10 protein-coding genes are annotated in these 12,279 nt (G+C 53.1%); all 10 read right to left on the bottom strand.

Features of this window, described 5'->3' with window-relative positions:
- Window positions 1–65: 65 nt before the first annotated feature.
- The 10 genes from cobC to DESLBE_RS00940 all read right to left on the bottom strand — a co-directional run bounded on the left by cobC (window position 66) and on the right by DESLBE_RS00940 (window position 12,219).
- Complete coding sequence (cobC, locus tag DESLBE_RS00985) at window positions 66–659, bottom strand: alpha-ribazole phosphatase (protein WP_144674863.1); 594 nt, start codon at window positions 657–659, stop codon at window positions 66–68.
- Window positions 656–1,852: an XdhC/CoxI family protein gene (locus tag DESLBE_RS00980; RefSeq protein ID WP_144674862.1), complete on the bottom strand. Its 1,197-nt coding sequence runs from the start codon at window positions 1,850–1,852 to the stop codon at window positions 656–658. The genes cobC and DESLBE_RS00980 overlap by 4 nt, the downstream gene beginning before the upstream one ends.
- On the bottom strand, window positions 1,845–3,014 hold the full coding sequence (locus DESLBE_RS00975) for a DVU_1551 family NTP transferase (RefSeq protein ID WP_015944414.1): 1,170 nt from the start codon (window positions 3,012–3,014) through the stop codon (window positions 1,845–1,847). Before DESLBE_RS00975 ends, DESLBE_RS00980 begins: the two co-directional genes overlap by 8 nt.
- A complete protein-coding gene (locus DESLBE_RS00970; protein ID WP_144674861.1) occupies window positions 3,011–4,354 on the bottom strand; it encodes a DVU_1553 family AMP-dependent CoA ligase in 1,344 nt (447 codons plus the stop codon). Before DESLBE_RS00970 ends, DESLBE_RS00975 begins: the two co-directional genes overlap by 4 nt.
- Before the next feature lie 2 nt (window positions 4,355–4,356).
- Window positions 4,357–5,670, bottom strand: coding sequence for a radical SAM (seleno)protein TrsS (gene trsS / locus DESLBE_RS00965; protein ID WP_144678596.1), 1,314 nt, complete (start codon window positions 5,668–5,670; stop codon window positions 4,357–4,359).
- Window positions 5,667–6,413, bottom strand: a complete 747-nt coding sequence (gene trsM / locus DESLBE_RS00960) for a DVU_1556 family methyltransferase (protein ID WP_144674860.1) — start codon at window positions 6,411–6,413, stop codon at window positions 5,667–5,669. The genes trsS and trsM overlap by 4 nt, the downstream gene beginning before the upstream one ends.
- The gene (locus DESLBE_RS00955; protein WP_144678595.1) at window positions 6,406–6,846 is read right to left on the bottom strand and encodes a DVU_1555 family C-GCAxxG-C-C protein; all 441 of its coding nucleotides are present in this window, start codon (window positions 6,844–6,846) and stop codon (window positions 6,406–6,408) included. Before DESLBE_RS00955 ends, trsM begins: the two co-directional genes overlap by 8 nt.
- Before the next feature lie 11 nt (window positions 6,847–6,857).
- Window positions 6,858–7,067, bottom strand: a complete 210-nt coding sequence (locus DESLBE_RS00950; protein WP_015944419.1) for a DVU_1557 family redox protein — start codon at window positions 7,065–7,067, stop codon at window positions 6,858–6,860.
- Window positions 7,064–9,361 carry a pyridine nucleotide-disulfide oxidoreductase/dicluster-binding protein gene (locus tag DESLBE_RS00945; RefSeq protein WP_144674859.1) on the bottom strand — a complete coding sequence of 766 codons (2,298 nt, stop codon included), beginning with the start codon at window positions 9,359–9,361 and terminating at the stop codon, window positions 7,064–7,066. Before DESLBE_RS00945 ends, DESLBE_RS00950 begins: the two co-directional genes overlap by 4 nt.
- A gap of 125 nt (window positions 9,362–9,486) precedes the next feature.
- Window positions 9,487–12,219: a molybdopterin-dependent aldehyde oxidoreductase gene (locus tag DESLBE_RS00940; protein ID WP_011459977.1), complete on the bottom strand. Its 2,733-nt coding sequence runs from the start codon at window positions 12,217–12,219 to the stop codon at window positions 9,487–9,489.
- Between the last annotated feature and the right edge of the window lie 60 nt (window positions 12,220–12,279).

Here is a 12,279-nt window from a genome sequence, read left to right as displayed (position 1 = left end):
GAGCCGCAGCAAATCATAAGATTTCCACGGCCCTCATACCTGCTCTTAAACAGCCATAAATAGTTTCATTCTGGGATAATATACTTCACTTCCCATTGCCCTCGATGAGCCTGGTTCAATAGAATCAAGCATCCATAACTCTGCTTAAAACTAAAGAGTTCCTGAAGGGGCAATCCCAGGGCATGGCATAAAATCACCCGGTTGACCCCGGCGTGCCCGACAATAAGACTGGTTTGGGCATCAGAGCGGACAATGCTTTCGAATAAGGGGATAACGCGCCGGGAACACTGGAGGAAACTTTCCCCTCCGGGAGGACGGTGATGGACAATATCCTCCCCTCTCAGCCGGTACTCCGCCGGAAACCGCTCCTGTATCTCACTGAAAAGCTGGCCTTCCCATTCCCCCATCCCGATCTCATGCAGCTCGGGAAGAACGGTCAAAGATAAGGAATGAGCCTCAGTTATGATCGCCGCGGTCTCCCGGGACCGGCTTAAAGCACTGCAATAGATCCTGTCCAAAGGAACCTCCCGCAGCCGCTCTTTTAAGGAAAAGGCCTGCTCCCTGCCTTCTTCACTCAAGGAAAGATCCTGAATCCCTATATACCGTTTATTCCTGCCTAATCCGATATCACCATGGCGCACAATATACACTTTTTTCATACGAGCATTTTCTGAGGTTCTTCATTGTTCCTGACACTAGTTGCCGGCTCTTCCTGCAGTTTTACATTATCTTGCTGCCTTACACCGTCTTGCTGTTTTACCCTGTCCTTATGCTCCCTCTGAACCTTGATGATCTCGCCCAGAATGCAAACGGCAATTTCTTCAGGAGTTTCCGCGCCGATCTTCAAGCCGATGGGGGAGTACAATTTCTCTAAGGCTGCGGCCGGAATCCCTTCTTCCTGTAATTCGGCCAACATCACCTTCACTCTGCGGCGGCTGCCAATCATCCCGATATAGCCCGCCGGTTGATGAATTACTCTTTTCAAGCAGACCTTATCATGCCGATGACCTCGGGTTACGATGACCACATAGGTCTGGGAGTCGATGACCAGGTCTGCTAAGGCTTTTTCAAAATCATTGCAGATCACCCGGTCAGCCGTTCTAAACCGGCCGGAATTGGCAAAGGAGGGCCGGTCATCCACGACGGTGACCTCATAACCCAGCATTTTTCCCATACCGGCCAAAGGCAGGCCAATATGTCCTGCTCCTAAAATCACCAGCTTCGTTTCTGAGACCGGTGGCTCAAGAAGCATCTGGTAGGCGACTTCAGTGGTTGTGTCACAGGGATTGAACCTCTCGTCAAGATTGAGCACAGCAAAATGGCCATGACCCCTACCCGCCCAAACCTCCTCAAGGGCTATCTGGTTCAGTATGGGTAAGCCTAAATCCCCTGTAACCTGACCATTTTTTTGAATGACCAGCTTTTGACCGGCCTTGTCCTGTTTGGACTCCGTTAAGGTAACCAGGACAGGGGTTTCGCCGTGATGGAAGGAAAGCACATAGTTTTCCAGGAGATTGAGCTGTTCCGTCCCATTGTGCCGGCCCAGGTAATCGATAAATAATTCCATAATACCGCCGCAAACCATACCTTCATCCTCGGCGATGTCCGCCGTCATATTCAAACAATGCTTCCTTGGCTTTCCCGTGGCCAGGACTTGAAGGGCTGCCTGCCTGGCATCAGCCTCACCGCAGCCGCCGCCAATGGTCCCTGCGCTGGTTCCGTCCGCCAGAACCAGCATTTGTGCTCCCGGTTTTCTGGGGGCGGAGCCCAACACTTTGGTGACGGTAATCAAAGCTGCCTCCAGTTTTTCTTCAAGAACATGCTGCAGCCCCATTTTAATCTCTTTATCCATGAACATCACTCCCCAGATTTGACTTGATTAAGGTTTGTACCGATTTTCCCAGGATTTCTTCGACACGGTCATGGATTCTATAGGCCTGACCAAAGCGCCGATAAACATGTTCAAGAACTTCCGGTTCGTTTTGATGCCGTTCCACACTCCCCTTAAATCGCTCCTGGAGTGAAACAATCCGCTCCTTGGCCACCAGTTTATCCGCCAGATAGACGATTTCCTGCTCGGTCAGCGGTTGGGAAGGCTCCCAGGGACAGTCCATATGGGCGGCAATAATAGCGGAAACCTCCGGGTAGGCAGCAGTAAGTTTAGCTCCTTCTTGGGGATGATTGGGTTTAAGCCTGGCTATATCATGCAATAAAGCAGAGGTTCTTAATAATTCCCGATTTAAATGCAGCCCTGCTTCGCTTAATTGCTCGCCCAAAAAAACACTTAAACGGGCCACCGTTTCACAGTGTTTGATGACCTGGTCCGGGGTGTTGTTCCCTTTAAGCAATTCATAACATTCGAATTCTGTGGGGGTAGGGGCACAGCCATAATGCTTTAATAGGGTCCTGTAATCCTCAGGGGTATCCATATCCAGCAGCACTCCTTGATCCTCCGTGCCCACCTCAAGGGCATCAGCCTGGTAATGTTCCAGAAGGGCCCTAAGTCCGCCTTCACCCCTCCAGCTGAGAATGCTGTCCCTATAGGATCGGGAAATCAAAGGGGGATGACCTCTTTTTCCCTGGCAGACCGGATAAACGATGCCTCCCGGCCCCAGGTTGAAGCCTTCATATAGCCTCTGTAGGGTGTCCGCCTGGATGAGGGGGTTATCAGCAGGCAAGAGAAAAAATCCGTCCACTTCCCGACCTAAGCTCTTCACTCCGGCCTTGACCGAGGAAAACATTCCTTCAGCATAATCTTCATTCAAGATAGGCTGAACACCCAATGCATCACATATCGGCAAAAGCTCCCCGGCTTTATGTCCAAGAACAACCCGAATATCCATGAAGCCTGCTTTCCGGAATGATTGGATCGCTGTTTCTATGACACTGGCTGAACCCAAGGGCAGAAGGGGTTTAAAGCTTTTCATCCGCAAGGAAAAACCGGCTGCCAAAATGATGGCGGCAATATGAAATTTTTGGGATTCGCTGTATGGTGTTGCTCCTATGCCATTCATCCCCTTTGGTCACAAATCATCCTTTTCCCTGTTCCATTGCCACCGCTGTAGGCGGCGGTATCGGCATTAAAGTTTAGGTTCACTTGGAGCTGCCCCTCCTCCATAAGATTCCGAAGGGCCGGATGTGTTTCAACCTCTTGACGGATAGTTTGCTCTACCCTTTCCCGATTAGGGCCGTCCATAAGAATCTCAAGGGTTAGAACCATTTTTCCATACTCCTCAGCCATCCTTGCCGAAAAATCAAGCACCCCGTCCCAAGGGAAGATCACTTCATCCAAATCAGCCATACTTAACAGTTTACCGGCACCGAGATTCAGGCAGTCCCTGGAACCTACCCGCTCTAAATTGCGCAGAACAGTCCCGCAAGGACAGGCATCAACTATAAAGCGGGAATAGTCTCCGGTCCGATAACGGATCAGGGGCATCCCTGTACGAGTCAATGTGGTAAACACAATTTCACCGAATTCTCCTGCCTGAACCGGCCGGCCTGTCAAGGGATCGATGATCTCAAAGTAGAGATCCGCTTCCCGCAAGTGGTAACCACTCAGCCCCCGGCAATCGACGCCGCCGCCCAGGCCCATTTCCGTCATGCCATAGTGATTAAAAACCTGGCATCCCCAGACTTTAACCAATTCCCTGACGATGCTGCGGGGAACATGATCCGTAGTCAGCAAAACACTGTGCAAAGGCGGGAGCGTTACCTGAGCCTTTTTCTGCACTCTGGCTAAAGTCAGGACCTGGGTAGGTATGCCTACCAACACATTCACCTTGTCCCGGTTCATTTGCTCCAGAGCGGCCTGGGGAGTAACCACCGGTCCATGAACAAGCCCCTCGGCTCCGGCACGGGCCAGCCCCCGCTGCAAAAGCTCACCCACACTGCCCGGTACTTTCCCCGGCAGAAGGATCAGTACCCGGTCCCCGGGCTTAACCATGGTCAGCATGCCTTGGTGGAAAAAATCAAGAGTCAATTCCTGATCCTCTTCGGTGAAGAATACTCTTTTCGGGAGCCCTGTGGTTCCGGAGGTTTGGAGAGTGACAATCCGGTGAATATCGCTTCCTTTAACACAGATCATCTCCTGTCCGAACCGGCGCAGATCAGCAGCGGTAGTAAAAGGCAGCGCCCCGATATCCTCAAGCTGAACCAAAGAGCAATCGGCCTTGGCCCCATGCCTTGGCAAGTGCCTTTGGTAGAAAGAGCTTTTTGCCCTTACGTAGTCTAAGGTCTCCCCCAGTTTGTTCAGCTGATAATCTCTCAGTTTTTTGGTGGTAAGCATCTCTGAACTGCTGCCCGTAACCTTCCGGGCAATCCAGGCTTCCAGAGGGGTTTTCTCCGGCACCACGGCTAGGACTCCTTCCGGTAGAGGGATTTTCCCTGACAGTCGGTAAGATTATAGGCACAGAAGGGAATCATTTTCTCTTCAGGGCTCAGAACATGGATGCAGCAGTTCTGCAGACGCTCTAAGTCAAGATTCCAGGCATCCTGGAAGGCCATGCCGGTCAGGGCAAAACCGGCGCTTTTAATCTGCCTGAGCTGGAGATCCCAGGAATTCCCGCTGCAGCAGGTGCCGGCTGTTTGTTCTATCCCACCCCACTGCCGGGCGACAAAAGATCGGGTTTTGCGGACTAAATCCTCGGCACGTTCCGGCTCACCACAGCAATTTTTGGTCTGGACACTTCTTAAAGAACCGTCACTTTGTTTGACAAAACTGCTGCTGAAGGAACATTTCCCGTTATTAGGCTTAATATCGGAGGCCTTGATGAGCCCCTGGGTCTGCTCTTCGATGGCCTGAATGACCTCCGGCAAGGTAAAGCGATCCTCATCCCGGGGCTCCTGGGGAATCCGTCCGAAATAACTGACCGGCTGAAAATGAATCCCCCGCACCCCGGGATGATACTCCAGGGCAAACCTTACCATATCCCCAATCTGCTGAGTATTAATACCTGGCACCAATGTTGGCACAAGAACGACTCCCACGCCAAGCTCTGCACAATTTTCAATGGCTTTTATCTTTGTGGACAACAACTTTCGTCCCCGCAAAGCACTGTAAACGGTGTCATCCACTCCGTCAAATTGCAGGAATAGGGAATCCAGCCCCGCTTCCTGTAACCGCCGTACATAGTCCTTTTCAGCGGCTAAACGCAGCCCATTGGAGTTAACCTGGATAAAATCAAACCCCTCCGACTTACCCAAAGCAACAATCTCAGGCAAATCATCCCTTAAGGTCGGTTCGCCGCCGGATAACTGAATATTCGTAGGGCCGCTGGCTTCCATCACCTTTCGGAACCATCGGGTCAAAACTTCCAGGGATGGATCCCGGGCGCTGCCCCCTGCATCGGCAAAGCAGAAGCGGCAGTTCAGATTACAGCGCTGAGTGACTTCCAACAGCGCCGCACAGGTCTGTTTCCAATGGTCGGCGCATAGGCCGCAATCATAAGGACAACCCTCTGCCACTTCTGTAAAACAAGCCAAGGGCTGACTGGGAAGTGTGGGTCTCACCCAGGATTCCCAACCGGGATTTCCTCTCCAGAGGAGAGCCCTGTATTCACCATGCTCCGGGCATCGTTTTACCATATAAACCCGATCCTCTTCCACTATCCGCCGGGCAGGAATCCGCTTCAGACATTCCGGGCAAACGCTGCGTGTATCAGAGATCATCGTACTGGACAATGTTCAGCCTCCTTTTCTGCTTCTTTTTCGGCAATCAACTGGAAGTACCCTACTTTAGCCTTCTTAAGTGCAGCCTGCACTCTGTTGGGATCCGCTGAACAATGGGTTGATTTCAGCCAGAAAGCACTCATGGAGCCATGGGTCATGATCAGTTCCATCATCAGTCGGTTTAAGAGAGGGGAATGATCCTGCCAATGGATAGTCCGCAATCCCTTGCTCTCCAGGCCGTGCTCCAAGTCTTCCTTAACTAAGGCATTTCTGATGCATGTTCCTATGTTGAGTTCCCGGAGGTCCGGAGTGCCTTGGGGATTGCGGGCATAGACATCATGGATAATCAGCTTCCCCTTGACCTTAAGTACCCGCCGGATTTCGCTCAAGGCTTGATCGGGATCGGTCATTAAAGAGAGACTGCATTCCACAAATACACCGTCGAAGCAGCTGTTTGTAAAAGGGATATCCTCTCCCCGGCCTTTGCTGAGCGGCAAATCCGGATAGGTCTCCTGGCCGAGAGTCAGCAAGGTTGCCGAGGGGTCGATACCATAGGCTTCCAAATGATAGTGGGATCTCAGCCTATCTACAGTAGCCCCCCGACCACAGCCCACATCGAGAATCCTGTCTCCCGCCTGAAACCGGCAATGCTCCACTGCCCAATCCGTCAGCTCAAACCCGCCGGGACGCAAGGCAGGGCCGGTTGTCCTGTACAACAGATCATTCTCATAAAAATTATTCATATTCATTTTCCGGTTCCATATGGGCAGCCAGAAGTTCCTGAACCTTATCATAGGCAGCGGAGATGGTGCTGCCGCATTTCACCGGATAATCCGTACCCTCTTCCAGCTTGTAATGCAGAATATCCTCACAGAGGAGGCTGCCATAGGCTTCCTCGAACCACTCCAGGAATTCCTGCACCATCCGATGGATGCGGGGATGGGCTTGCTCGGACACGGTTCCTTTGCCGGCGGCCAGCCCGATCAGGCAGGCTCCCCCGGTCAGCACACCGCAGGTAGCGCCGGAACGCCCCATGCCGCCGCATAAGCCATGCATTGCCCGGATCAGTTCCGGGGCAACCTTGCCTTGGTCCTCCAAACCAATCATGATGAGGATTTGACTGCAGCAAAATCCCTGAGCCGCTAATTGGAATAAACGAAAACCATCGACCGGCATCTTGATCACCTCTATTTATCCTCCAGGCTTTGCTCCACCTCGAACATTTTGCCCAGGGCCAGATCCTCCGTAATCAAGACCAGGCCGCATTGGGCGCACTTCAGTTCTTCCACCCGGATTTCATTACCCAGGTAAGCAACAATGATCGTACCCCGGCTGAGTTCCACATTGCACTTACCGCATTTCCAGACTGTCTGGGGTTGATTCTCCGTCTTACTCATGACTTCACTTCCTCGATCACTTCCATCCGGTGGCTGTAGGCATTATGAACACGATAGACACCGCTTTCCTGAGTCTCGTATTCCACCCAGTAAGTCACCCGGCTCGGGCGGTGGTGAGCTAAACTATGACCATTTTCAGGATTAATGAACTTGCGGCCGCTTTGTTCAGCGGCCTGGATGACCTGCTCAATATCCTCAGGCAGGATGAGCCGCTCTTCCATACTTTTTCTGATCTCCGGGCTGATTACCAGTTCGATGGCCCGCTCCCTCCCTTCTGATCCCAGACCTTCCTGCCAGGTCTCCCGCAGCATCTTTCTTTTTAACCTGGCCCGGTTCTCGTGGCGGTGTGAAAAACCCGGATCCTCCCGGGTCGCCGCCTCCCCTTCCGCCCTGGGGAACATCAGGTCGAGAATATGGACGATCCGCTTGCCATAAGCGGAGAAACGATCACGGCACATGGCACAATAGGCCAGATAGTCCAGGGGGCTTTCCTGACTTCTGGCCACCGTGACCTCTTGGGCTAAGGTTCGGTTGGCAAAGGACATCAAGCCCCCGAAACCGCAGCACTTGGTCAGCTCCCTGCTGAACGGCAGTTCTTCCACCTGACAGTTGAGCTTGGTCAGAAGTCCCCGGACGGCCTTGTGAATACTCTCTTCATGACGGGTGGTGCAGGGATCCTGCACCGCCAATGGATAAGGTGTGCTGGTGGCAGGAAGGGAAATTTCCAGGTCATTCAACACTTCCCACAGGGATACCACCGGCAGTGTCTCTTTAAACATGCTATAGCAGGAGGAGCAGGCCGCAATGACCTGGGGCCGTCCCAAGCCCTCCCATTCCTTGACCAGATCGGCCATAGCCTCCTTAAACAGTTCCTCTTCCCCGGCCCATTGGGCGGGAGCACCGCAGCAGCGCAGCATCAAGCCCACTCCTCCCGGCAGCTTGGCCGTTAATAAGGCGTATACTTTCTCCACATGCTCCGGTGAGGAACCGCTGAGCTGACAGCCTGGAAAAAAGGCGAACCGGCTCTTATTGAATCCGGGCTGATGACGGGTCAGCAGAAATTGCCCGCTATTGCTGAAAGCCATATCCCGCAGGGCAAAATCATGAGCCGACGGGGGCATCCGCTTGTTTCTGACCATCCCTTCCCGGGAGCTGAGACAGACATCCCCCATATTCAGATCGTGGGGACAGACTTCCGCACATAATCCGCAGAGGCTGCAGGAATTAATCATTTTATTGGCATAACGGGTCCCTTTAACAATGGCATCGTTATTATAGATCTCCCGCAGATATTTTTTGGGATAACGGCCATAGGACTCCAGGTATTTGCAGGCTTTGACACATTCCAAACACTGACAATTCAAGCAGCGCCCGGCCTCCGCCAAGGCTTCCTCTCCACTGTAACCCAGGTCCTTATCTTTCCTGACCACCGCAGCCAGGGGAGCAATTCCCTCCAAATTGACAAAGAGGTTGCTGATCGATTCACCCTCCCATTCCCGGGAAGCGGTTAAAGAAGCCCCTTGCAGGTAGCGGTCCATGGAAAGGGCGGCTCTTCTGCCTTCGGCAACCTCTTGAATCGGTGAAGGCTCGCCGCCATAGGACCCGGCAAACACCCCGGCCCGGCCGGTGGCACAGGTCTGTGTATCCACCGCATAGCCCTCCCCCAACACATCCGTGGCAGGAGTGGATCCGGCCGCCAAGGCGATATACAAAGCAGGGAACTCCTCCTGCAAAGGAGGGAGATCCTGCTGTGTGATTGGAGCATTCAACCGCACCTCCACGTTGGGACGGTTGAGAAGCTTTAAATCCTCGGTTATAACATCCCTTGGCAACTGCTGCCGGGAATAAGTCCAAAGTTTTCCCCCCAACCGGTCCCCGGCCTCGAAGAGGGTAACCTGAAATCCTTTTTTCGCCAGATCCAGGGCAGCCGTTAATCCTCTCAGCCCCCCGCCAATCACAGCAACCCTTTGATTTTTATAAGCGATAGGTTTGGCCTTAGGAGCTTGATAACTATGGTTTTCCACGCAATATTTCTCCAGGGCGGAGATGGAAATGGCCTCGCCAACTTCCCCCCGCCGGCAAACCTCCTGGCAGGGATGATCACAAATCCGGGAGATGATCCCCGGAAAAGGCTGTTTTTGCCACAAAGCCCCCAAAGCCTTCTGCCAGTCCTGATTCTGAATCGCCTGCAGCATTTGTCTGGCATCAACATGGATGGGACATCCTGCCGTGCAGGCCGGGGGATTTTCCTGAATACATTTGCTCTCCAATCGTCTCAGTTCATCCTGTTCCATTTTCATACCCACTTTTTGACTTATTCCGACCGTGTGAAGAAGGGCCGCTGCAAACCTTACCGGCCTGAACCGGCCAGGTTTGCAGCAGCATCAGCAACTAACGGGATGTAAGAAACCTAACAGAATTATTGTTTGGCCTTTAATCCGGCCAGGACCTTTTCCGGAAGGGCGGGCAGTCTGGTGATGCGTACGCCGCAAGCATCGGTGATCCCATTGATAATGGAGGCATGGGGAGAGGTCAGGGGTGCTTCACCCACACCGGAAGCGCCAAAGGGTCCATGTTCACGGGGTGTCATCACATAGTCAACCACCAGTTTCTCGGGAATATCTTTAGGGTAAGGCAAGCCGCAGCTGATCAGGTCGATATGTTTATTCAGGTCTTCAAAGTCCTCGCTTAAGGCCAGGCCCAGTCCCTGGATCATGCCGCCGTACATTTGACCGTCCACCACTAGCTTGTTGGCCAGGGTTCCCACATCAAAGATACCTGTCATACCGAGAACTTTTGTTTTGCCGGTCTGAACATCCACTTCCACTTCAGACATAAAGGCTGCATACATATAGGTGGTGAAAGGAGCCCCTTGTCCGGTTTCCAGATCGCAGCCGTTATAACCGGCGGGGGTGCCGTACTTGCCGATAAAGTGGGTGGGCAGACCTGCTTCAACCTGTTCGGCATAGGTCCGGTAAGTGCCGTCGGGCTTTTGAATCCCTTTCAGCAATTCTTCGCAGGCGATCTTAATGGCGTTGCCCACCATGACCTGAGAGCGGCTCCCTCCGGCGGGACCGCTGGCCGGGGTTATGGAGGTGTCATTCATCACCAGCTTGATCTGTTCCGGCTTGATGCCCAAAGGCAGCAGGGCTTGGTGGGCGGTGGCCAGCGTCCCCATATCCGCCCCTTGGCCGTGGTCTTCCCAGGCGTTGAAGATGGTTACTCCGGTTTCCGTATAATCAGCCCAGGCTTCTGAGCCATCCGGATTATCCAGACCGGCTCCGTAAGCGCCCAGCGAGATCCCCACACCCCGTTTCTTATCCGCTGTGGACTCTGCCCGGGCTTTTTCCTTAGCGGCATCATACAGGGGCCGCAATTTATCCATCATTTCCACCAGGCTGTAGACATCGGGCTGACAACCGGTCGGAGTGGTATCGCCGGGCCGGTAGATATTCTTATAGCGAAGCTCAAAAGGGTCCATGCCCAGCTTCTCAGCCAGTTCATCCATCAGCACTTCCGTGGCAAAGAGACTTTGGGGAGAGCCATAGGCACGGAAAGCGGAACCCCAGGCATGGTTGGTGCAGACGGTACGGCCGTTGCTGCGGATATTGGGAATCATATAGCTGGCACCGATAAACTGACTGCCCCGCAGGGTGACCAAATCACCGAATTCGGAATAAGGACCGTGGTCAACGCTCCAGTCCGCTTCCATCGCCAGCAGCTTCCCTTCCTTGGTCGCTCCGTACTTGAGGTTGATAAAGAAGGGGGAACGCTTGCCGGTATAGGTTATTTGCTGATAGTAGTCAAAGTTCAGGAAGACCGGCTTGCCGGTGGCCATGGCCGCCACTCCCAGCAGGGCTTCAATGGTGGGACTGAATTTGTAGCCGAAGGTTCCCCCGGCGGGATTCTGGACCAGCACTAATTTATCCGGCTCTAAGCCCAAGCCCGGAGCGATCATGGCGTGGTGGAGATGGATGCCGATACTCTTGGAGTGAACCACCACCCGCTCCTGATCATCGATATAGGCAAAGCCTACATCCGGCTCCATGGGAAGATGGGGCTGACGCCCGACATAGAAATCATCCTGAACTACGACAACCTCAGAGTCTTCCATGATGGGAGCGGTTTCTTCCCCTTTAATGACCTTGGTTTCCCAGTAAATATTGGGGGTGCCGGGATGGATTTCGATGGCATCATCCGCCATGGCCGCCGGTGCGCTCATATAAGCGGGCAGGATCTCCAGTTCGACCTTGACTTTTTCCACAGCGGCCTGAGCATGTTCTTCCGTATCGGCGGCCACAATGGCGATGGCATCCCCGAACTGGAAGACTTTTTCATCGCAGAGGATAGGCCGATCCCAACCGTCACCCTTATTGTTGGGGAAGGTGATCAAGCCGGTAATGCGGTTTTTCCCTTTCACATCCTTATGGGTAATCACCTTATAAACTCCCGGCATTTTTTCTGCTTCACTGGTGTCGATAGAAAGGATATTGGCATGGGAAACCTTGGCTTGAACCAATTTCAACTGCAAGGTCCCGCAGGGCATTTTGATCCCCAGATCCGCGCCGTAATCGCAGGTTCCGGTGACCTTAGCCAGAGCGGAGGGACGGATATAATTGCTGCCCCAAATAGAACCGTCCTGAGGCAGTTTTTCCCACAGTTCCTCCACTTTGACCTCGCCGCGGATTAAGCGGGCTGCGGTCATGACCGCATCGATCAAGGGCTTATACCCTGTACAGCGGCAGGCATTGCGGTGTCTTTGGAACCAGTCCCGAACCTCTTCCCGGGTAGGATTGGTGTTCTCATCCAGCAGCCCTTTGGCAGAAACGATGAAGCCCGGACTGCAGAAACCGCATTGGGCTCCGCCATGGATCATCCAGGCCAGCTGCAGGGGATGAAGCTCCTTCTGGGTACCGACGCCCTCAATGGTGGTGATCTGTGCTTCGTCGGGAACCCGTTTCATTTTGGTCACACAGGAACGAATCACCTTGCCGTCCATGATGACGGAGCAGGCGCCACATTGAGCTTTGCCGCAGCCAATTTTGGTTCCGGTCAGATGCAGTTGTCCCCGCAGCACATTAGCCAGGGTTACTTCCTCATCGACGATGAGGGTTTGACGCACTCCGTTGATGATGATGCTCTTGTTGATCAAAGAAACCACTCCTTTTTTATCAGAATATTTTCAACTTTAAACTATATATTGCAAGTTCCA

The organism is Desulfitobacterium sp. LBE (assembly GCF_007830365.1).
GTDB lineage: Bacteria > Bacillota > Desulfitobacteriia > Desulfitobacteriales > Desulfitobacteriaceae > Desulfitobacterium > Desulfitobacterium hafniense.
The sequence above is the reverse complement of the archived record's forward strand: the minus strand, read 5'-3'. Positions and strand labels throughout refer to the sequence as shown.